Genomic DNA, 21,866 nt, shown 5'->3' with positions numbered 1-21,866 from the left:
CGGCTCGTCGGCGACGGTCTCGGTCATGCGAAAGACTCCTTCAGGAACGGTGCGAAGGGTGGGAATTCGTCCGGGTCACACTGCAGTTCGATGAACGCGGGCCCCGGTATCGCCCGCGATTTGTCGAGGGCTTGCTCGAAGTCGGGGAGGGTGCGCGCGGTCCAGGCCGGGAGCTCCGGGAACAGGGCGGCGGCGCCCGCGCCGATCTCCGACGCGCGGAATCTGTTGAAGCTGTACTCGCCGGAGTAGAAGACCTGCTCGCGGGTCACGCACATGGCGTGGGCATTGTTGTTGAACACGATGAAGGTGACCGGCACCTGGTACTCGACCGCGGTGTGCACCTCGTGGCCGTGCATGAAATACGCGCCGTCCCCGGCGATCACCACGGTGCGGCGGCCGCGGCCCAGCGCGCAGCCGATGCCGGCGCCGAACGCATAGCCCATGCCGCCCATGCCCAGGGCGATGAGAAACCGGCCGCCCTCGGGGATTCCGAGGTGGTGCACGACGGCCGCGCCGGTGTTCCCGGCGTCGGCGACCACGTCGGTGCCGGGGTCCAGTGCCGCTTCGATGGCCGCCACGGCGGGGCGGTACCGCAGCCCGGGCCCGGACGCGGGCGGCACGGACAACTCGGGCAAGGGCAGGCGATCGGGTTGTACGCCGGTGGAGCCCGGCTCGAGGTGCGCACCCTCGGTCCCGTGGGTCGAGTTCGCGACACCGCGCAGCGCGGCGGCCAGCGGACCACGCGCCTCGGCGTGCACCGGGACGAAAGGCCGCTCGATACCCAGATACACGACCCGTGGACAGGCGGCGAGGGCGGTGTCCAGTCCGGCGCGGGCGGTGAGCGGGAGTGGAGCTCCCGCCAGCAGGCAGAGTTCCGCCTCGGACACCAGGCGGGCGGCGTTCGGATGACCCATCACGCCGACCACACCGGCGAAGCGGGGATCCGCGTTCGAGTACGCGTCCTTCGCGTCCGGGGTGACCAGGACCGTCGCGTCGAGTGCCCGCACGACGGTCGCCAGTTCGGCGCGCGCGTCGGCCGCGGCGACCTCGGGCCCGGCGATGACTACCGTCGGACTCCCCTGCGGCAGTCCTGCCAGCAGATCCACGACGTCATCGGGCAGCAGCACTCGATCATCGGGCTGCGCTGCGGCGGTGTCACTGCCCTGAGCCTGCGGTTCGGCCGTCGCCCGATCGCCCTCGATGAGCGGAGCGGCCTGGATGTCCTTGGGCAGCAACAGGACAGCCGGGCCACCGGCCAGCGCCGCCGCGATCGCCCGGTCGAGCTCCACCGAGATGTCCTGCGGCCGACGAACTTTCACGCAGTGGCGGGTGACCTGGGCGAAGAGCCGCTCGGCATCGATGCGGCCGGGAACCCCGCTGGTGTCCTGAAAGGCGCCCCGGCCCTCCAGCCCCAGTGGCGGCTGCCCCACCAGGGCGAGGACCGGGACTCGGGAGTCGAACGATTCCGCGAGGGCCGCAAGCAGATTCATGGCGCCTCCGCCGGAGGTCGCGACCACCACACCGAGCCGGTTGGTGGCGCGGGCGTACCCGTCGGCCATGGTGGCCGCGCCGAACTCGTGTTTGGCGATGATGCCGGTGAGCTCCGGATGCCGGTGCAGGGCGTCGTAGACGTCCTCGATATTGGCCCCGCCGACGCCGAAGACGTGGTCGGCGTGGATCGCGAGCCGTTCGACGACGAGGTCGGCGACGGTTCGGGCCGCGCGTTCGCTCTGGGTCACGATCCCCCGTTCGTATTGCCTTGTCCACGATGCATCGCACACAAGGTATCCGGCCGGAAGGACCTCGATCAATGTGTCTCAGGTCACAGACATGCCCGAAAGATGCTGCCGTACAGGCACTTTGGCTACGCGAAGACCCCACCGGGGACATCCCGGCGGGGCCCCGGTCCGGGCACAGGGGGAAATCCGGACCGCATCTGGACGGCTACCGGCCGGCGGCCGGTACATCCGGATCAACGAGCGGCGGACCGCTGTGGTTCAGTGCGCGTGCGCGTTCGGCGTGTCGAGGAGTCGAACACCGCGCGGGCCAGGCGTAGGCAGCGCCGGTCGCCATTGAGGGTGAGACCCAGCCGATTGGGGACGTAGGCGAAGGAGAGCCCGGTCGCCGGATCAGCGAAACCGAGCGAACCACCCATTCCAGGCGTGCCGTAGGCGCGGTGGTCGGATGAGCCGAAGGGGAAGGCGGGACACGACTTCCGGAAGCCCAGGTGGAATCGGGTCGGAGTACGCAGCACGGCATCCGGGGCGGGCACCGGGCCCGGGTCGGCGATGCGGGCCCGCACCTCCGGCGCGATCGGCAACTCGCCGGTTTGGCCCGCCGCGTAGATGCGGGCCAGGCCGCGCGCCGAGCCGACGCCATTGCTGCCGGGCAACTCGACCGACATGATCTCGGGGCGCACGAAATCCTCGGGCATGCCCAGGTCCGGAACCGACAGGGCGCGGAAGAGCTGACCGCGGCGCAGCAGCGCCGGAATCGCCTGATTCCACGGCAGGTTCCGCTCGTGCCGCAGGTCCAGACCGGTCGTGCGGGTCAGGCGGGCGATCCGGTCACCGCCCAGGTCCGCGTCCAGGCCGAGGGTGACATCGACGCCCAGCGGACCGGAGATCTCCTCGGTGAGGAAGGTCCGGATGCTGCGCCCGGCCGGGTCCGCGCGACGAACCAGTTCATTGAGATACAGCCCGATACTGACCGGGTGGTAGCCCTGCCGGGTGCCCGGCGTCCACCCGGGGCGCTGAGCCGCCAGCACCGCGGCCACACCGTCCAGATCGTGCAGGTCGTCGAGGGTCATCCGGGTGTCGCGCAGGATGTGCAGGCCCACCTGATGGTCGATGAGCTGGCGGACGGTCACCGCATCCTTGCCGTGGGCCGCGAATTCCGGCCAGTACCGCACCACGGGCTCGTCGTAGTCCAGCTGCCCGCGCGAGACGAGCATGGCCAGGATCAGCGCCGCGACGCCCTTCGTGCAGGAGAAGACGGGCGCGATGGTGTCGCGCTCCCACGGGAGTCCGCGCACCGGGTCGCGCGGGCCGCCCCACAGGTCCACCACGGGGGTGTCGCCGTCGAAGACGGCGACCGCCGCGCCGATCTCGCCGTGCCGGAAATTGCGGCGGAAGGCGTCGGCGACCCGGCCGTAGCCCTCGGCCACGTACCCGTGCGTCATCGTCTCGCTCATCGTCGGCGAGCCTACGGGGACCGGCTTTCGGGCCGGTAGCGGCACCGGCGCGTCAGCCGCCGCCGGGTCGGCCGCGGGGCCCGGTTCGTATGGCAATATCGGGCAAATCGCCCCTATTCTCGGATTCGGGGGCCACTGTGGCATGCAGCCACTCCCGTCGTGAAGGGGCCTGATGCCACGCACCACGCGGATAACCGTCATGCTGCTGTTCGCGGCCTGGGTTGTCGACTACATCGATCGGACCGTGATCAATTTCGCGCTGCCGTCGATCGGCGAGGACCTGGGGTTGGACCACACGCAGCAGGGGCTGTTGGTGTCGGTGTTCTTCGTCGCGTACGCGATCATCCAGGTGCCCGGGGGTCTGCTCGCGGATCGGTACGGGGCGCTGCGGGTGGGGATCGTCGGATTGACCGCCTGGTCGGTCTTCACCGGGTTGACCGCGCTCGCCTGGTCGTTCAGCGTGCTGCTCGCGATTCGATTCCTGTTCGGTCTGGTGCAGGGCGTGTTCCCGGCGGCGGCCATCAAGGCGCTCGCCGAACGCAGCCATCCCGATCAGCGCACCACGGCCGCCGGCTGGACCAACTCCTCCAACGCGGCGGGCCTGCTGCTGGCGGCGGTGATCGCGGGCGTCCTGTTGCCCACGGTGGGCTGGCGCGTCATGTTCGCCGTCATCTCGGTGCTCGGGGTGGCGGTCATCCTGGCCTGGCGGCGGTGGATGCCGGAACCGCTGACCCAGGACGAGATTCCGGTCGCGCCCGCCGGGCCCGCGGCCGAACGCCGCTCGGTGCTGTTCTCCCCCGCGCTGCTCGGCTTCGCGGTCATGTTCTTCGGCTACGACGTGCTGGTGTGGGGCGTGACCGCGTGGACGCCGACCTTCCTGCATGAGCAGCGCGGAATCTCCATGGCGGGCATCGCTTTCGCGGCGGTGCCGACCACGCTGGCCGCGGCGGCCGGGGTGGTGCTGGGGGCGCGGCTCTCGGATCGGCTCGGCGGACGGCCACGGGTGATCGTGGTGCCCGCCATGGCGTTCACCGCCGCCATGCTCTTCGCGCTGCCGCGGGCCGAGTCGTTCCCGCTGTTCGTGCTGCTGGGGGTGGTGATGAGCCTGGTCGCGGGGCTGGCCTACATGCCCGCGTTCTCGGTGCCGCTGCGGGCGCTGCCCAGCGTCTACATCGGCGCGGCCACCGGCGTGATCATCTTCGGCGGGCAGCTGGCGGGCGTGGCGAGCCCGCTCGCCTTCGGGTTCATCACCGATCATGTCTCGTACACAACGGCTTTCGAAACCATGGCCATCGGGCCGCTGCTGGCACTGCTGGCGGCGCTGGTGGTTCCGCAAACCGCCGACGCGTTCCGGACGATGGTGTCCCGGCGCGCCGCGGCGGCCGTCCCGTCGAAGGAGCGTCTCCCATGATCGAGCACTGGCAGCAGGTCTACCGGCATCTGCACGCCCACCCCGAGCTGTCGGGTGAGGAGCGGGCCACGGCGCGACTGGTGGCCGACGAGCTGCGCGCGCTGCCCGGCTGGGAGGTGACCGAGAACGTCGGCGGCACCGGCGTCGTCGGGGTGCTGCACAGCGGGCCCGGGCCGGTGGTGTGGCTGCGCGCGGACATGGACGGCCTGCCGGTGCAGGAGGAGACCGGCCTCGACTACGCCTCGACCGTCCCCGGGGTCATGCATGCCTGCGGCCACGATGTGCACGTCGCCGCGCTGCTGGGCGCGTGTGAGGAACTGTCCGCGAATCCGCTGCCCGGCACCGTGGTCGCGCTGTTCCAGCCGGCCGAGGAGACCGGCGCGGGCGCGCAGAGCATGCTCAACGACGGTCTGCTGGACCGGTTTCCGGCGCCGCGCATCGTGCTCGGCCAGCATGTCGGCCCGCTGCCCGCGGGGCTGATCCTGAGCCGCCCCGGCACCCTGATGGCCGCCTCCGACTCGGTGCGCATCACCTTCCTCGGCAAGGGCGGCCACGCCTCCCAGCCGCACACCGCCGTCGACCCGCTGCTCATGGCGGCGACATTCGTGGTGCGCATGCAGGCGCTGACCGCCCGCCAGACCGCCACCGCCGCAACGCCGGTCCTCACCGCCGGGGCGCTGCACGCGGGCACCCGCCCCAATATCATCGCCGACAGCTCCGAGGTCCTGCTCAGCCTGCGCACCTTCACCGACGGCTCCCGCGCCCGCATGATCGAGGGCATCCAGCGCCTCGCCGAGGCCGAGGCCGCCGCCGCGGGCGCACCCCAGGAACCGAAAGTCGAGTTCTACGACCACTTCCCGGTCACCGAGAACACCCCCGGCGACACCGAGCGCGTCCTGGCCGCCCTCGCCGCCGCGAGCCTGCCCGTCATGCCCATGGAGAACCCCATCACCGGCAGCGAGGATTTCGGCGCCTTCGGCGCCGCCGCCGAGGTCCCCTCCGTCTTCTGGCACATCGGCGGCATGGACCCCGCCCGCTTCACCCAGGACGACCTCCATTACATGCTCACCGAATCCGCCCTCCCGCCCCACTACCCCTCGAACCACTCCCCCCGCTTCGCCCCCGACCCCGCCCAGGCCCTCCCGGCCGCCATCACCACCATGGTGACGGCGGCCCGCTCCGAACTCACCCGCCCGTAACGACGCGAGCCCGGTATCCACTCAGCCTGTGCGGCACGGGATACCGGGCTGATTCCGGCCGCGGGTCACGGCTCGAAGGAGATGTGCAGGTCGTCGGATTCGGGGAGGGTTTGGCAGGCGAGGGTTTGACCCTGGGCCAGTTCCTCCTCGATGAGGGATTCGTTCCGGAGCATGCGGGTGCGGCCTTGTTTGACGGTGCAGACGCAGGTGGCGCAGGCGGATTCGCGGCAGACGTAGGGGGCGTCTATGCCGTGGTCGAGGAGGACGTCGAGGAGTTTCTGGGTGCGGGGCCAAGGGAGGGTGTGGGATTCGCCGTCGATGTCGACTCGGACGGTGGCGGCGGTGGGGTCGACAGGTTGTGGGGCGGCCGCGAGTGGGGTGTGGTCTTCGAAGGGGTTGTCGGTCAGTGAACGGTAGTCCTCGCGGCGGATGGCTCGGTCGGGGATGCGGAGTCGGCCCAGGCCCTGGCGGACCGTCGAGGCGAATCCGGCTGGGCCACAGAGGTATACGTCGTGGCGCCGGTAGGGCCGGGCCCACGTTGCGAGGGCTCGGGCAGTGGGGAGGCCGCGGTCGGATTCGAGCCAGTGGGTCACCGTGAGGCGGCGAGGGTGGCGGCGGGTCAGGTCGTGCAACTGGGAGCCGAAGATGACGGAGGCGCGGTCGCGGTTGGCGTACAGGAGGACGATGTCGCCGCGGCCCAGGGTGAGGGCGGATTTCAGAATGGAGATGATGGGGGTGATGCCGCTGCCGGCGGCGCAGAGCAGGAGATCGCGGGTCCAGGTGCGGGGGACGAAGACACCGGCGGGTTCGAGCACGGTGAGAATGTCGCCGGGAGAGACGTTGTCGCACAGCCAGTTCGAGGCATAGCCGCCGGGTGTGCGTTTGACGGTGACGGTGGGTCGGTCGTCGCAGTGGGGGCTGCTGGACAGGGAGTAGCAGCGGGCCACGGAGCCGGTGCGGTCGCTGGGGACGCGCAAGGTCAGATACTGGCCCGGGGAATAGGCGAAGCGAGGGGTGAGGTCGGTGGGGATATCGAAGATCAGCGAGACCGCGTCGGCGGTCTCGCTGATGACTTCACGCACCTTCAGCTGGTGGGCGCGAGCGGTCACGGCGCTCTCCTGCCGAAGACCAGCTCACCGGCCGCCTGGATGCGGTCCATCGACAAGGCCTGGGTCATCCGGCGATTCACGCCCGGCGCCAGCCGCAACATGAAGTAGCCCAGCCACGCCTCGGTGCGGACCGGGACCACCGCCAGGTCGTAGCGGATCGAGCGGACCACGGCGCGCGCCACCAGATCGGGGCTCATCAACGAGAACGGCAGGCGTTCGGCCAGCTCCTGGAGCTGCGCGGTGAGCTGCTGCCCGCGCTCCACCAGCCGCGGATCCACCCCCACCGCGGTGGCGTGCCGGGCGATATCGGTATTGATCACGCCCGGGCAGATCGCGCTCACCCCCACGCCTTTCGGCGCGAACTCCAGCCGCAGGCATTCGGTGAGCATCTTGACCCCGGCCTTGGACACCGAGTACGCCGACATGACCGGCGTCGGGGTGAACGCGGCCGCGGAGGCGATGTTCACGATGTGCCCGCGCTTGCCCTCGTCGATCATGAGCCGCCCGAACGACCGGCAGCCGTGCACCACCCCGAGCAGGTTCACGTCCAGCTGCCGTTCCCAGTCGTCGGGTTCGAGATCCAGGAACGCCCCGCTGACCAGGATTCCGGCATTGTTGACCAGCACGTCCGGCACCCCGTGATCGGCGTGCACGTCCCGGGCGAACGCCGCCCAGGCGTGCGGATCGGTCACGTCGAGCTGGGCGGCGACCGCCCGCCGGCCCTCGGCCTGGATGAGCGCCACCGTCGAGAGCGCCGCGTCCTTGTCGATATCGGAGACGATCACCTGGGATCCCCCGCGCGCGAACCGCAGTGCCGTCGCCCGCCCGATCCCGCTGCCCGCGCCGGTGACCACCACCAGCTTCGGATCGATGGCATTGAGTTTCACGAGACCTCCTCCGAGAGCGCGACCGTCCGGGCCGCGACCGGCGCACCCACCGTGTAGCGGTAGACGTCCAGATCGAAATGCCGGTTCTGCCAGTACATCTCGCCGTGCGTGGACGGCCGGAACGGCGAATCGCCGTGATTGTCGAGGTAGTAGGTATTGGAGCCCTCACACACCGGCGTGAACAAGAAGTTCTTCCGCTGCCTGCGCAGGCACTGCCGGAAGTACTCGTCGTGCACCTCCTGCCGGATCTCGACCTCCGTGGTGCCGCGCGCCTCGGACTCGGCGATGACCCGCGCCAGATGGGCCGAGGTGGCCTCGATCATCCAGATGTAGGAACCCAGCACGAACCCGTACGGCCCGGTGATGGTGAACGAGTTCGGGTATCCGGGTACCGAAACACCCTGGTAGGACTGATACCGGTGCTCGTCCCAGAATTTCTCGAGATCCTGCCCGCCACGCCCGCGCACCGGGAACGGCGGGATCGAGCCCTTCTCCCACAGCTTGAAGCCGGTGGCGCAGACGAGCACGTCGACCTCGTGCTCGGTCCCGTCCACGGTGACCACCCCGCGCTCGGTGATCCGCGCGATGGAGTCGGTGACCAGGCTGACGTCGGACCGGTTGAAGGTCCGCAGGTAGTCATTGGACATGGACGGCCGCTTGCAGCCCAATCCGTAACGCGGCGTGAGCTTTTCCCGCAGCTCCGCATTCTGGATCTGGGACCGCATCCAGCGGCGGATCGGCGCCTCGGCGGCCCGGCGCACGGTCGAGGTCAGCCAGGCCGGTCCGGCCACCATGCCGCTCATGGCGACCTCGGTCCCGAGATTGCCCGCCAGCCGCAGGGCGGTGCGGATCCCGGTATTGCCCAGCATCATCCGCCCGAGCGGTCCGACCTCGGCGTCGTTCTTCGGGAACACCCAGATGGGCGTCCGCTGGAACACGGTCAGGTGCTCGGTCTCGTCCACGATCGCCGGAATCAGTTGCAGCGCTGTGGCTCCGGTGCCGATGACCGCCACCCGCTTCCCGGCCAGGGAGACATCGTGATCCCACAGCGCCGTGTGCAGCAGTGTCCCGCCGAAGTCGTCGAGTCCCGGGATGTCGGGCATCTTGGGCCGTTCCAGCCCACCGATCGCCAGCACGATGTACCGCGCGGTGAGCTGCTGCCCGCCGTCGGTGCGCAAGCGCCACAGACTGTTCCGGTCGTCGAAGTCGGCCGCCATGATGGTGGTGTTCAGCCGCAGTTTCTCCCGCAGCCCGTACTTGTCGACCATGCCCTCGGCGTAGTCCCGCAGTTCGGTGCCGGGAGCGAAGATCCGCGACCAGTCCCCGCGCTGCTCGTAGGAGAAGCTGTAGATGAACGACGGAATGTCGACCGCCACACCGGGATAGGTGTTGGCGTGCCAGGTGCCACCGACCCGATCCCATTTATCCACGATCACGAAGTCGTGGATTCCCCTCCGTTGCAGTGCGATCCCGCTGCCGATGCCCCCGAATCCGGCGCCGACCACGATGACCTCGTGATCGGGCCGGACGGCGGACGGCGCACCCGTGCCACCGCGCTGTGTTGCCATGTCGATCTCCTCCGGCTCAGCCGATGCGGTCGGACAGTTCGCCGTCCGCGCCGAAGAGCTCTCGCTGCCATTGCGCGAGCAGCCCATCGGTGTCGATGTCGTCGGGATGGAAGCCCGGCCGCATATAGGGCCGCATCTCCTTCAGCAGGCCCTTCACGATGGGCCCGCGCGCCAGCCGCACCGTCTGCCGCGCCACCTGCCACGGCCGCCAACTGCGCGGATCGCCGACGATCGAGGCGAGGACGCCGAGCGACACCACCGGGATGGTGAACACGTACATCCCCGCCATCACCCCGATCCGCACGACCTCGGTCCCGCCGGTCGCCCGGAAGACGTCGAACGCCACCGACTTGTGCTCGAGCTCTTCGAAGGCGTGCCAGTTCAGCAGATGCCACACCTCCGGATCCCCCGGAATGTCCTGGATCTCCTGGCTGCTCAGAATGCGTTTGGCCAGTGTGGCCGTGTAATGCTCGGCCGCGGCCGTGAACGCCAGATGCACCTCCGGCGGCACCGCGTTCTCGATCGCCATCACCCCGCGTTCGCGCAACGCGCCGGGCGCGAAGGTGAACAGCCGCACGATCGGGAAGCCGTTCTCGACGAGCTGCTCGTTCAACCGCCGATGCTGCTGCCCGTGCACGGCTTCCTGCCCGATGAATCCGGCCACCCGCTTCTTGAGCACGGGATCGGTGATCTGCCCGGAGAATTTGCGCACCGAGCGGATGAACGATTCCTCCCCCGGCGGGAAGGCGCCGGAGAGCACGGCGATCAAATGCGTCAAAGGGATGTCGCCCCGGACGAATTGGTGCGCCATCGGCTCGGGGTCGCCGAACCGGAAACGCATGCGCCGCACCTTCGGGTAGGGCATGAGGGACGCGGAGTCCTGCCGACCGATCGTCATTGGCCGGTCCTTTCTGGCAATGGAGTTGTGACTACTTCAGGTGGTCGACGAGCTGGCCGTCGTCGCCGAAAAGCTCCGACTGCCAACGGGACAGCAGGGCGGAGGTGTCGATGTCGTCGGGGTGGAAGCCGGGGCGCAGATACTTGCCCAGCTCCGGCATGAGCCGGTGGAAGACCGGACCGGTGAACAGCCGATACGCCTCGCGCGCAACGCGGATCGGCTGCTGCCGCGCGACCGGATCGCGCCCGACGGCCAGCGCCAGCGTCACATAGGTCAGCGGCAGCGTGAGCGAGTACATGGCGAGCATGACCGCGATGCGGGTGCGCTCGCTGCCGCCGACCGCACGGAAGACGTCGAAGGCCACCGACTTGTGCTCGAGTTCTTCCAGCGCATGCCAATTCAGCAGATTCCAGACTTCCGGATCGCCGGGAATCGCCTGGATCTCATCGCTGGACAAGATGCGCTGCGCCAGGACCGCCGTGTAGTGCTCGGCTGCCGCCGTCATGGCCAGGTGCACCTCGGGCGACACCCGCTCCTCGATCCACCGCATACGCTCGACGGCCCGCGGCGAGTCCAGCCAGGCGATGGGATAGCCCAGCTCGACCAGCTTGTCGTTGAGTTTGCGATGCTCGAGGCCGTGCATGGCCTCCTGCCCGACGAAGCCGGTCACCCGCTTCTTCAGCACCGGGTCGGTGACCCGGTCGGCCACCCGGCGGACCGAGCGGATGAAGGACTCCTCCCCCGCCGGGAAGCCGCCGGACATGCCGGCCACGAAATGGCTGTAGACCATGTCGTTCTCGACGAAGTACTTGTCGCCGGAAGCGCGATCGAATCGGAACCTGATACGGCGGGCCCGGGGATAGGTCTGCGCCGGAAGGGTATTCGCCATCTGGACCATCCTTGATGCGACACGAAGTACCTGGTACCGCGTGTTCGATATAGCAAGTGTAGGACTGTCCCAGACAGTAGACAAGCGCGCGTTCCGGCCGGTTTCAGCGAATGAAGCGCTCCACCATCCGCCGCTCACTCGCGGCGTCGGCCAGCGGCCAGGTCAGCAGCGAGAGCACGATGCGCACAATCCATTGCACCGCTTCGTCATCCGGCGCCACGCCGGTGAGCAGGGTCGCGATCCGCCCCAGCTCCGGCGAGCTGGCGAACGCGCCGTCACTGCCGCCCGCCCGGGTGCCGGCGAACCCCTTGGCCAGCACCGGATCCGAACGCACCGCCGCCACCGACGCCAGGATGGCCTCCACGATCCGCCGCGAGCCCTCGTAGCGCCGCACGGTCGCGGCCACCCGCTCGGCGACCCCCACCGCCGACTTGGCCATGACCGCGTCGAACAGCGCCGCCTTGCCCGGGAAGTGCCGATAGAGAGTTGCCCGTGAGCAGCCGACCGCCGCCGCCACGTCGTCCATGCCCACCCGATCGAAGCCACGGGTCTGGAACAGTTCCGAGGCGACCGCGACGATCCGATCCGAGGCGACCGACCGCCGCACCCCGCCCGTCAGCCAATCCACGCGCTGCTCGGCCACCATGCCCACTCCTCACCGGTGAAGATCAGGTCTCATCCTGAGACGTACGTCCGGATTCGTCCAGGGTCAGTTCTGAGCAACAGACCGGTATCAATTTGCCGGAAGTTCGCCCGGTCTATGTAAGGCTGTTCGCGGACGCGGTGCGCCGCGTTCTACTTGATCTGGGTTCCAGCTTGTCGACGGCTGATCGGGCAGCGAGGAGACACACGCGTGGGCACAAGCGTGACGAGCATTCGGCAACGCATCGGCAAACCAACAGCCAAAGACGTCACCGCCGGAATGGCGACCGGACTGTTCAGCATTCCCGAAGGGATGGCCTACGCCTCCATCGCCGGATTCAATCCGGTGGCCGGACTCTACGCGGGCGTGGTGCCGCCCATCCTGGGCTCGCTCACCGCCTCCACCGTCCTCATGGTCACCACCCTGACCAGCGCGATCGCCCTTACCGGCCAATCCGCCATCGCCACCGCCGGACTCGATCCGCACGACGCGGGCAATCTGGCCGCGCTGACCCTGCTGGTCGGCGTGGTCATGGTGTGCATGGGCGTGCTGCGCCTGGGCGTGGTCATGAGCTTCGTGTCCAACGCCGTCATGGTCGGCTTCTCCACCGGCATCGCCCTGCAGATCATGACCGGCGTATTCAAGGACGCCACCGGTTACAAGCCGCCCGGGCACAACAAGCTTGTGCAGGTATGGAATTGGCTCACCGGCATCGGGCACTGGCAGTCCTCGGCCACCTGGGTCGCCGTCGGAACCATCCTGGTCTGGGCGGTCGCCAGGCTGATACCCAGGATCGAGGCCCTGGCCCTGCTGGTCGCCATGGTGGTGGTCAGCGTGGCGGTCGCGATCCTGGGCACCGACGTCGAACTCGTCTCCGATATCGCGAGCATCCCCGGCGCGCTGCCCGGGCTGTCCCTGCCGAACTGGGATGCCATGCCGCACTTGGCCGCCGGCGCGCTGTCGGTGGCGCTGGTCGCGCTGGCCCAGGCCGCCAGTGTCGCGCCGTCCATGCCCAACCCGGACGGCAGCCGATCGAGCGTCAACGCCGACTTCACCGCCCAGGGCATCGCCAATCTGGGCGGCGGCCTGTTCTCCTCGCTGCCGTCGGGCGGCTCGCTGTCCCGGACCGGCGTCGCGGCCGGGGTCGGGGCCCGAACCCGCTGGGCCGGCATCATTTCCGGCGTCTTCCTGGCGCTGGTGGTGGTCATCTGCGGCAGCCTGGCCGAGCGCATCCCGATGCCGGTGATCGGCGGACTCATCCTGGTCGTCGGCGGCGAGCTGATCTGGGGCAAGGTCAAGGACATCACGCTGGTGGCCCGCACGTCGATGCTGTCCACCGCCGCCATGATCGCCACCTTCGCGGCCACCACCCAGCTGCCGTTGCAGCAGGCCATCGTGATCGGCGCGATGCTGTCGCTGCTGCTGTACTGCGTGCAGGCGGCGGGCCAGATCCAACTGGTCGGACTGACCCGCGACGAGGCGGGCAAATGGTTCACCGCACCCGTGCCGAAAGCCCTTCCGCCCGGCGAGGTCACCGTCCTCGACTACCGCGGCAGTAGCTTCTTCGCCGAACTACCCCGCCTGGAAGCCGCCCTGCCCGACGTCTCCGGAGCCCGCAACGCGGTGCTGGTGCTGGTGCTGCGCGCCATGCCCGACATCCCCTCCTCCGCCATCCTGCGCTTGCTCGAACGCTACAACCGCGAATTGCACAGCGCCGGTGGGCGACTCGTGCTCGCGGGCGTGCAACCGGAGCTGGCGCGGGTCCTGAAACACACCGGGCTCACCGATGAGCTCGGCGTCGACGGCATCGTCGGATCCGAGCCCGAGATCTTCGGGCCGGTCGCCAAGGCCGTCGACCTCGGAACGAACTGGATCGACAGTCGGAAAACCCAACAGTGAGGTGGCAGCACGATGACAGCAGCACCCGTCGACCGCACCGATTTCGAGAACGCCGAGCGCGGGTTCATCGCCCGTCTGATACCGGGTGTGATTCCGGCGAAGAACGGCGGCACGGCGTACGACGCCGACTCCTTCGACTTCCTGAAGGGCGAGGGCTCGGACACCGTCCCGCCCAGCCTGTGGCGGCAGTCCCAGCTCACCGCCATCCACGGCCTGTACGAGGTGTGCGAGGGCGTGTATCAGGTTCGCGGCCTGGACATCTCGAACATGACCCTGATCGAGTCCGACAACGGCGTGATCGTCGTCGACCCGCTGGTCAGCACGGAGACCGCGGCCGCCGCGCTGGGGCTCTACCGCGCGAATCGCGGCGACCGCGAGGTGCGGGCGGTGATCTACACCCACCCGCACGCGGACCACTTCGGCGGCGTGCTCGGCGTGGTCGCCCCGGGCACCACGGTGCCGATCATCGCGCCCGAGCATTTCATGGAACACGCTATCTCCGAGAACGTGTACGCCGGCACGGCCATGTTGCGCCGCGGCATGTATTACTCCGGCGCGAACCTGCAGCGTAACCCCGAGGGCGTGGTCGGCATGGGCTTGGGACCGATCGCGTCGGCGGGTGAATTCGGTTTGCTGCCACCGACCCTCGACATCACCGCGACCGGGCAGGAGGAGGAGATCGACGGCGTGCGGTTCATCTTCCAGATGACACCGGGCACCGAGGCCCCCGCCGAGATGAACTTCCTACTCCCGGACCGCAACGCGCTGTGCATGGCCGAGAACGCCTGCCACACCCTGCACAACATCCTGACCCTGCGCGGCGCTCAGGTTCGGGACTCGCGCATGTGGTCGCGCTACATCGCCGAGGCCATCGAATTGTTCGCCGACCGCGCCGACGTCGTCTTCGCCTCGCATCACTGGCCGACCTGGGGCCGGGAGAACCTCGTCGAGTTCCTGACCCAGCAGCGCGACACCTACGCCTACCTGCACGACCAGACCGTGCGCCGGATGAACCAGGGCGAGACCGGCAGCGAGATCGCCGAGGACTTCCCGCTCGCGCCGGATCTGGCGGCGCAGTGGAACAACCGGGGCTACTACGGCTCGATCAGCCATGACGTGAAGGCCATCTACCAGCGCTATCTCGGCTGGTACGACGCCAACCCGGCACACCTGTGGATGCATCCGCCACAGGAGCAGGCCAACCGGTACGTGCAGCTGCTCGGCGGTGTCGACGCGACCGTGGCCAAGGTGAAGGAGTTCGCGAGCTCCGGCGACCTGCGGTTCGCGGCGGAACTGGGCAGTCACGCGGTCTTCGCCGACCCGTCCCACGCCGAGGCGAAGAAGGCGCTCGCCTCGATCCTGGAACGCCTGGCCTACGGTGCCGAAAACGCCACCTGGCGTAACTGTTTCCTCACCGGCGCGTTCGAATTGCGCAACCCCATCCCCCACACCCTGCTCGCGCCCAGCCCCGAAATGGCGAAGGCGATGAGTATCACCCAGCTGTTCGACACCCTGTCGCTCAATGTCGTGGGCGAGCGGGCCTGGTCCGAAAAATTCAGCATCAGCTGGCATTTCACCGACAGCGGCGAGAACTACCGCATGGAGCTGAGCCACGGGGCGTTGATCCACTACCCGACGACCCGGAACCACACCTCGGATCTGGATGTCACGCTCACCAAGCTCGGCCTGTTGCAGCTGATCGGCACCGGCTCGTTCGACAACGTCCAGGCCGAGGGCGATACGACGGTGTGGAAGCGGCTCACCGGACTGCTCGACAAATCCAACCCTGATTTCGCGATCGTCACGCCCTGACGCCGCACCTGTCCGGATCGCGTCACCCAGTGCCGACGCGGTCCGGACGGCGCTCTCCCCCAACCGGATTCAACCGACTGACGAGGAACGAGGACATGAGCTCGACGGTACCGACCACGCGGGGGCCCGGCCGCATGGCCTCGATCGAGGCCATGGGCTTCACCGGAATCGTTTTCGCGGTGCTCACCCTGATCGGGGTGGAGATGCTGCGCGGCATGCCCGGCTGGAGCGCCGATCACGCGACCGTGGAACAGTGGCTCTCCCAGTCCGGCAATCGCACCCGGCTCACCGCCGTCGTGCTGATCATGGTGGTGGCCTCGATCGCGCTGCTGTGGTTCATCGGCACCCTCCGCCGCCGCCTCGGCGCCGGCGAGGACCAGCTGTTCGCCACCGTATTCCTGGGCAGCGGAGTGCTTCTCATCGGCCTGCTGCTGACTTCCGTGGCCGCCTTCGCGGTGCCGGCCACCCTCGCCCAGCACGTTAACCCCGCGACCGCCGCGGACGCCTACCCGGCCAGTCACGGCCTGGGGATGATCCTGATCACCGTCATCGCGCCCCGCCTGTCCGCGGTCTTCATGCTCTCCCTGGCCAATCTCGGCCGCATCACCCGCGCGCTCCCGCGCTGGCTGACCCTGATGTCCACGGCGGCAGCGCTTTTCATGCTGATCGCGGTGACCACCGAGATCCGCATCGCATGGGTCCTGCCCGCGTGGGCGCTGATCGTCGGCATCTATATCGTCTCGCGGCGCAAGCACTTGGCCGCGGAGTGAGAGCGGATCAGGGGGCGGTCAGCAACGGCTGGAGGTAGCGGACGGCGTAGGCGCGCAGCCGCTCCTCGGAGTCCAGCAGCGGCGGGGCGTCCGGCGTCAGCACCAGCGAGTGGATCAGCCGCACGATGGTGGTGGCGTAGAACTCCGCCTGCTCGTCCCCGGTCAGCCCCAGCTCGGCCCGGCCCGCGCTCACCTGCGCGGTCACGAACGCCGTCGCGATGCGCAGGATCTCACCCGCCTCGAGGGTGAGCCAGCCCAGTACCTCGTCGCGGTCCACGGCGAACAGCCGCCGCAGCAGCGGATGATCGCGCAGGGTGGTGACGGTGATGATGAACCCGCGCGTGTGCCGTTCCAGCGGATCGGCGATATCTCCGATGGCTTGTTCGATCTCGGCCAGGGTGCGGCGCACCTCGTGGGCGAGCGCGGCCCGGGTGATCTCCTCCCGGCCGCCCATCCGCCGATAGAGCGTGGCCCGGTTCACCCCGGCTCGCTTGGCGATGTCGTCGGCGCTGGTCCGGCGGATGCCGACCAGCGAGAACTGCTCCAGGGCAGCCTCTTTGATGCGCGTGTCCACGGCATCGTCGGGTTCGACGGCCGTGAGCAGGGCCTGCAACGAAAAGGGTGATTCCACCGGGCGCACCTCCTGACCGGATTCTAGCCGGATGCGACAGTACGACAAATTTCGTCGCATAGTCTTGCGACAAAGAGAGTGAATATGTTGCACTCTTCGGCAGGAGTTCCCAATGATGTGGAGGCCATGCCATGAGCAGCGCAGCAGCGAACGAACAGCCGACGACCTCGCCCCCGCGCGCACCGCTGGGCCCCGGCTCACTGCTGTGGGAGTACTTCGGCGACCATCGCCTCAAGCTGTTCTTCGGGCGCTCCGGCACCTTGCAGAACATGCACCCCGCCGTTTCCGCGGCGCTGCAACAGCATTCGAACTTCTTCGACGACCCGTGGGACCGGCTGCTGCGGTCGGTGCCGCGCATCGAGGACTCCGTCTACGACCCGCCCGAGTCCGCCGCGGCCGTGCGAGTCCGCGACTACCACCGCGACATCAAGGGCGTCGACCACCACGGACAGCGGTATCACGCGCTGAATCCCGACATCTTCTGGTGGACGCACGTCACGTTCGTCGAGGCCGTCATGGCCATGAACGAGCACTTCGGCACCCCCCTGACCGACGATCAGAAGCAGCAGCTCTGGGCCGAGGGCGTCACCTGGTGGGAGCGCTATGGGCTCTCGGCGCAGCCGGTGTTCGGGACTTACGAAGAGTTCCAGGCGTATTGGGAGCACATGCTCGCCGACGAGCTGGAGGCCAACGAGACCACCGACTTCGCGCTGCGGGCGGCCGGCATCCCGATTCCCCCGGTGCCGGGGGTGCCGAGCTGGGCGTGGGCGGTGATCCGTCGGCCCTTCATGGCATTCAATGTCTGGCTGCTCGCCGCGATGATGCCCGAGCGCGGCCGGGAGATCCTGGGCATCGACTGGAATCGGCTCGACGAGTTCGGTTTCCGGGTCTTCGCGGGCACGGTCCGGACGGCGTGGCCGCTGCTCCCCCGGCCACTGCGCTACGACCGGCGCGTCTACCGCAAGATCCGGGCCGCCGAGCAGGGCCTCATCTAGGGGTCGCTCGCGCCCCCAGCTCGACGGGCATGGAGCGGTAGGCGTGCAGGTTGCGCAGGGGGTGCGGGATCGGCGGCCCGTCCAGACGCAGGTCCGGGTACCGATCGAAGAGCGCGGGCAGCGCGATGCCGCCTTCCAGCCGGGCGAGCCGGGATCCCAGGCACCCGTGGATCCCGCTGCCGAACGCGAGATGTTCGGCGGCATTTTCCCTGGTCACGTCGAATCGATGCGGGTCGGGGAAGACCGCGGGGTCGTGGTTGGCTCCGGCCAACGACAGCAGGACGAGGGAACCCGCCGGGATCCGCTGATGATCGATGTCCACGTCATGGTTCGCGACCCGGCCGGTCATCCGCACCGGTCCGTCGTAGCGCAGGATCTCCTCGATCGCGTTGCGCCACCGCCACGGTTCGGCGGCCAGCAGTTCCAGCTGATCGGGATGGCCGGCGAGCAGGGCGATCCCATTGCCGAGCATATTCACGGTGGTCAGGAATCCGGCGTCCAGCAGCAGGGCCGCGTTGGCCACCTGCTCGCGGCGAGTGAGGGCGTCATCGGCCGCCAGCATGCCGAGCACGTCGTCGCGCGGTTCGTTCTCGAGTTCATCGAACTGCCGCTCGAAGTAGTGCTTGACCTCCACCAGGTCCTCGACGGCGTCGCGGTAGGTGCTCCAGGCCAGCCCGCGTTCGAGCAGCGGCGCGCCGGAGTCACCCCACTTCAGCAGGGTCGAATGCATATCGGGGGGCAGCCCGAGCATTTCGGCGATGATGGTGACGGGAATCCGCGCGGAGAAATCGCCGATCAGATCGGGTCGAGGCGTCGATTCCAGGCGGTCGATCAGCTCCTCCGCCACTTCGGCGACTCGCTGCTCGAGCGCCGCGATCGCCTTCGGGCCGAAGGCCTGCCCGATGGTGCGCCGATACCGGGTGTGGTCCGGCGGATCGGTGACCAGCATCGAGGGCGGTTCCCCCAGGTTCGGAAGTCCCGGATCCGTTCTGGCCAGCAGCCAGCGGATCGGCTTGGGCAGACCAGGATGATTGGGCGAGACCACGCCGAAGCTGCGGTCGCGCAGGATGAGCCGGCACACTTCGTAATCGGCGGTGATGTGCACACCCGACATCCGGGGAATCGTGCCCCGCTGCCGGATCTCCTCGATGTACGGCGACGAGCCGAGCAGGCCGTCCGGTCCGAGGGAGAGCTTTCCCAAGGGCTCACCTCGACGCGCCGACCACCGAGCGAAGGTCCGCAAAAGACCGTGCATCAGCAGCCACCGAGTCCATGTGCGAGTCGCCATCTGTCACCTCACCGCCCCCTGGCCTGCCCTTTATGATAGTGATTCGCTATGGGATTGCCAGGGGTGCTGGAATGACAGACGGATCGGGCGAGCGAACCACCATGGACAGGCGCTGTTTCCTCGCGGGCGTCGGGTCGGCCGCAGCGTTGCTGGGCCTCGCGGGAACGGGTGCGGCCACGTCCGTCGCACGGGCGGACATTCCCGGCCAGAGCCCGAAGACGCCGATCTACCGCACGCTGGTGCCGGAGATCTTCGCGCCGCTGCCGGATCCGGCCGATCACGTACCCGCGATCGTCGTCGGTTCCGGATTCGGGGCGGCGGTCACCGCACTGCGCCTGGCGCAGGCAGGGATCGACGTCGCGGTGCTCGAGCGCGGATCGCGCTGGCCGAACGATGTGTGGCGCTCCATCTTCGCCGTCGACACGATCCCCGACGGCCGCGGCTTCTGGCATCGGACCACCTTCACCGGGGCGAACCGGATCCCGGTGGCGGTCGACTCGTTCGGCGGAGTCCTCGACGTGAGCGTCTACCCGGGCATCGACGTGTGGCGCGCGGCGTGTGTCGGCGGCGGCTCGGTGGTGTTCACCGGGGTGACGATCGAGCCGGAAGAGCGGTTCTTCGAACAGGTGTTCCGGGGCGTGGTCGACTACCGCGAGATGCACGACGTCTACTACCCCAGGGTTCGAGAGATGTTGCGGCCCAGCCCGATACCGGATGACATCTACCGCTCCCCCGCGTTCGCGCACTCCCGCGCGTGGGACGAACAGGCCCGCGCGGCCGGCTACGCCCCGCAGCCCATCGACGGCACCTGGCGGTGGGACGTGATTCGCGACGAGCTGGCCGGGCGATCGCTGCGGTCGGCGACGGTGGGCTGTTCCGACCTCGGCAACTCCAACGGAGCGAAATTCGATCTGAACCAGAACTATCTGCGCTGGGCCGAGGACACCGGTCGCGCCCGGATCTACCCGGGTCATCGCGTGGACGCCATCGCCGCGGAGCCCGGCCGCCATGCCGTCACCGTGACCAAACTGGCCCCTACCGGTGAAGTCCTCCGCACCCGGACGCTGACCTGCGACATGTTGTTCCTGGCCGCCGGCTCCGTCGGCACCTCCGAACTGCTGGTGCGGGCGCGGGCGAGCGGCGCGCTGCCGAACCTGAACGAGCACATCGGCGAGGGCTGGGGCGGCAATGGCGATGTCGCCCTGGCTCGGCCGCTCACCACACTCGAAGTGGGAACGCAGGGCACGCCTTCCGCGAGCCGGATTCTGGACGAAGCGGGTGCGCCCGTATCACTGGAGAGCTGGTTCATCCCGGGCTCCACGCCCTTCGACATCGGACTGCTCGGATCGCTGGGCATGGTGCTCGACGACACCCGCGGCCGGTTCGTCTCCGCGGACGACGGGCGCGTGGACCTGCTGTGGCCGGCTGACGGCGCCGCCGGTTACCTCGCCCGAGCCCGCGAGGTCAACGACACCATGACCTGCCACTGCGAGCAGATCGTCCGATCCGACCTGGAAGCGAACGCCTCGATCACCGCGCACCCGTTGGGCGGCGCGGTAATCGGACGCGCGACAGACGAATACGGCCGGGTGCGTGGCTACCGGAACCTCTATGTCATGGATGGGGCGGCGGTGCCGGGCAGCACCGGAACGGTCAACCCTTCACTGACGATCGCCGCGCTGGCGGAGCGCAATATCGAGCGGATCATCGGTTCCGGGGGATAGCGCCGAGGGATACAGTCGTCGGGTGGACGAGACTCCGGTCCCACACCGTCGGCGCTCACGCACCGAGCGGGTGGCGATCCGGCTGCTGTACCCGACCTTCCGGCCCGCCGAGGAGTCGTTGAGGACGGCTGTCACCGGCAAGGTCGTCCTGGTGACAGGGGCCTCGCACGGCATCGGCAAGGCCAGTGCGCGCAAGCTGGCCGCGGCGGGGGCGGAAGTGCTGCTGGTGGCGCGTTCACAGCCCGAACTGGAACAGCTGGCCGCCGAGATCACGGCCGCGGGCGGCATCGCCCACGTCTACCCGACCGACCTGGCCGACATGCGGGCCGTGGGCCTGCTCGGTGAGCAACTGCTGGCCGAGCACGGGCACATCGATGTGGTGATCAGCAACGCGGGCAAGTCGATTCGGCGCCCGATCGCCGAGTCCTACAACCGTTTCCACGATTTCACCCGCACCATCGACATCAACTACCTCGGCCCGGTGCGGCTGCTGCTGACCCTGCTGCCGGCCATGCGCGCCCGCGGGCAGGGACACATCGTGAACGTCTCCACCTGGGGTGTGCTCATGCCGCCGAGTCCGCGCTGGTCGGCCTACGGCGCCTCGAAAGCGGCCTTCGACGTCTGGCTGCGCAGTGTGGCCGCGGAGATCGCGGGCGATGGCATCACCACCACCTCGATCTACATGCCACTGGTCCACACCAGGATGAGCGCCCCCACCGACTTCCACCGGATCCCCGCCCTGACCGTCGACGAGGCCTCCGACCTCATCGCGCACGCCGTCACCGCCCGACCCGGTGAGGTGGCGCCCTGGTGGGCGGTCCGGGTCCAGGCCTGGTCCGCCGTCCACCGCTACCAGGTCCGGCGCTTCATGGAGCATCGACTCCAACGCTGAACGAATAGAGATGGATTCGGTGGTCCGATCGAAGACCAAATGTCGCCGAATCGTTGCT

18 protein-coding genes are annotated in these 21,866 nt (G+C 68.8%); 8 read left to right on the top strand and 10 right to left on the bottom strand.

All coding sequences use genetic code 11. The annotated features are described in order from the left end of the window. Nucleotides 1-23: 23 nt before the first annotated feature. Nucleotides 24-1,739 (bottom strand): thiamine pyrophosphate-binding protein, encoded by a 1,716-nt coding sequence (locus ACFRAQ_RS17185; protein ID WP_379100506.1) that lies wholly within the window; start codon nucleotides 1,737-1,739, stop codon nucleotides 24-26. A 233-nt stretch (nucleotides 1,740-1,972) separates the two neighbouring features. Beyond that, complete coding sequence (locus tag ACFRAQ_RS17180) at nucleotides 1,973-3,193, bottom strand: serine hydrolase domain-containing protein (protein WP_379100504.1); 1,221 nt, start codon at nucleotides 3,191-3,193, stop codon at nucleotides 1,973-1,975. A 172-nt stretch (nucleotides 3,194-3,365) separates the two neighbouring features. On the opposite strand from ACFRAQ_RS17180, the gene ACFRAQ_RS17175 reads away from it, so the two are divergent. Beyond that, nucleotides 3,366-4,604, top strand: a complete 1,239-nt coding sequence (locus ACFRAQ_RS17175; protein WP_379100502.1) for an MFS transporter — start codon at nucleotides 3,366-3,368, stop codon at nucleotides 4,602-4,604. Then, on the top strand, nucleotides 4,601-5,803 hold the full coding sequence (locus ACFRAQ_RS17170; protein WP_379100500.1) for an amidohydrolase: 1,203 nt from the start codon (nucleotides 4,601-4,603) through the stop codon (nucleotides 5,801-5,803). Before ACFRAQ_RS17175 ends, ACFRAQ_RS17170 begins: the two co-directional genes overlap by 4 nt. 65 nt (nucleotides 5,804-5,868) lie before the next feature. On the opposite strand, the gene ACFRAQ_RS17165 is transcribed toward ACFRAQ_RS17170, so the two are convergent. From ACFRAQ_RS17165 to ACFRAQ_RS17140, 6 genes are all read right to left on the bottom strand, one after another. After that, nucleotides 5,869-6,912, bottom strand: coding sequence for a 2Fe-2S iron-sulfur cluster-binding protein (locus ACFRAQ_RS17165; RefSeq protein ID WP_379100498.1), 1,044 nt, complete (start codon nucleotides 6,910-6,912; stop codon nucleotides 5,869-5,871). Beyond that, the gene (locus tag ACFRAQ_RS17160; RefSeq protein ID WP_379100496.1) at nucleotides 6,909-7,799 is read right to left on the bottom strand and encodes an SDR family NAD(P)-dependent oxidoreductase; all 891 of its coding nucleotides are present in this window, start codon (nucleotides 7,797-7,799) and stop codon (nucleotides 6,909-6,911) included. Before ACFRAQ_RS17160 ends, ACFRAQ_RS17165 begins: the two co-directional genes overlap by 4 nt. Then, the gene (locus ACFRAQ_RS17155) at nucleotides 7,796-9,367 is read right to left on the bottom strand and encodes a flavin-containing monooxygenase (RefSeq protein ID WP_379100494.1); all 1,572 of its coding nucleotides are present in this window, start codon (nucleotides 9,365-9,367) and stop codon (nucleotides 7,796-7,798) included. The genes ACFRAQ_RS17160 and ACFRAQ_RS17155 overlap by 4 nt, the downstream gene beginning before the upstream one ends. A 16-nt stretch (nucleotides 9,368-9,383) precedes the next feature. Beyond that, a complete protein-coding gene (locus tag ACFRAQ_RS17150) occupies nucleotides 9,384-10,265 on the bottom strand; it encodes a metal-dependent hydrolase (RefSeq protein ID WP_379100492.1) in 882 nt (293 codons plus the stop codon). Nucleotides 10,266-10,296: 31 nt separating this feature from the next. Beyond that, nucleotides 10,297-11,154 (bottom strand): metal-dependent hydrolase, encoded by an 858-nt coding sequence (locus ACFRAQ_RS17145; RefSeq protein WP_379100489.1) that lies wholly within the window; start codon nucleotides 11,152-11,154, stop codon nucleotides 10,297-10,299. 103 nt (nucleotides 11,155-11,257) lie between these two features. Then, entirely contained in the window at nucleotides 11,258-11,800 is a 543-nt protein-coding gene (locus ACFRAQ_RS17140; RefSeq protein WP_379100487.1) for a TetR/AcrR family transcriptional regulator, read from the bottom strand. A gap of 207 nt (nucleotides 11,801-12,007) precedes the next feature. Here ACFRAQ_RS17140 and ACFRAQ_RS17135 point away from each other — a divergent pair, with 207 nt between their 5' ends. The 3 genes from ACFRAQ_RS17135 to ACFRAQ_RS17125 all read left to right on the top strand — a co-directional run bounded on the left by ACFRAQ_RS17135 (nucleotide 12,008) and on the right by ACFRAQ_RS17125 (nucleotide 16,278). After that, nucleotides 12,008-13,696, top strand: a complete 1,689-nt coding sequence (locus ACFRAQ_RS17135) for a SulP family inorganic anion transporter (RefSeq protein ID WP_379100485.1) — start codon at nucleotides 12,008-12,010, stop codon at nucleotides 13,694-13,696. Nucleotides 13,697-13,708: 12 nt separating this feature from the next. After that, complete coding sequence (locus ACFRAQ_RS17130; protein WP_379100483.1) at nucleotides 13,709-15,508, top strand: alkyl/aryl-sulfatase; 1,800 nt, start codon at nucleotides 13,709-13,711, stop codon at nucleotides 15,506-15,508. 95 nt (nucleotides 15,509-15,603) lie between these two features. Then, nucleotides 15,604-16,278 carry a hypothetical protein gene (locus ACFRAQ_RS17125; protein ID WP_379100481.1) on the top strand — a complete coding sequence of 225 codons (675 nt, stop codon included), beginning with the start codon at nucleotides 15,604-15,606 and terminating at the stop codon, nucleotides 16,276-16,278. A 7-nt stretch (nucleotides 16,279-16,285) separates the two neighbouring features. On the opposite strand, the gene ACFRAQ_RS17120 is transcribed toward ACFRAQ_RS17125, so the two are convergent. Continuing rightward, a complete protein-coding gene (locus tag ACFRAQ_RS17120) occupies nucleotides 16,286-16,909 on the bottom strand; it encodes a TetR/AcrR family transcriptional regulator (protein WP_379100478.1) in 624 nt (207 codons plus the stop codon). A 131-nt stretch (nucleotides 16,910-17,040) separates the two neighbouring features. Between ACFRAQ_RS17120 and ACFRAQ_RS17115 the strand changes: the two genes are divergently transcribed. Next, nucleotides 17,041-17,904, top strand: a complete 864-nt coding sequence (locus ACFRAQ_RS17115) for an oxygenase MpaB family protein (RefSeq protein WP_379100476.1) — start codon at nucleotides 17,041-17,043, stop codon at nucleotides 17,902-17,904. Here the strand turns inward: ACFRAQ_RS17115 and ACFRAQ_RS17110 are convergent. Next, nucleotides 17,897-19,192, bottom strand: coding sequence for a cytochrome P450 (locus tag ACFRAQ_RS17110; protein WP_379100474.1), 1,296 nt, complete (start codon nucleotides 19,190-19,192; stop codon nucleotides 17,897-17,899). The two genes, ACFRAQ_RS17115 and ACFRAQ_RS17110, sit on opposite strands and share 8 nt — an antisense overlap. A 101-nt stretch (nucleotides 19,193-19,293) precedes the next feature. Between ACFRAQ_RS17110 and ACFRAQ_RS17105 the strand changes: the two genes are divergently transcribed. Both ACFRAQ_RS17105 and ACFRAQ_RS17100 read left to right on the top strand, forming a co-directional pair. After that, nucleotides 19,294-20,916 (top strand): GMC oxidoreductase, encoded by a 1,623-nt coding sequence (locus ACFRAQ_RS17105; protein WP_379102115.1) that lies wholly within the window; start codon nucleotides 19,294-19,296, stop codon nucleotides 20,914-20,916. A 22-nt stretch (nucleotides 20,917-20,938) separates the two neighbouring features. Continuing rightward, nucleotides 20,939-21,808, top strand: coding sequence for an SDR family NAD(P)-dependent oxidoreductase (locus ACFRAQ_RS17100; protein WP_379100472.1), 870 nt, complete (start codon nucleotides 20,939-20,941; stop codon nucleotides 21,806-21,808). Nucleotides 21,809-21,866 lie beyond the last annotated feature (58 nt).

The organism is Nocardia sp. NPDC056611 (assembly GCF_042792755.1).
In the GTDB taxonomy this organism is placed as follows: domain Bacteria; phylum Actinomycetota; class Actinomycetes; order Mycobacteriales; family Mycobacteriaceae; genus Nocardia.
This window is presented reverse-complemented; position numbering and strand designations above follow the sequence as displayed.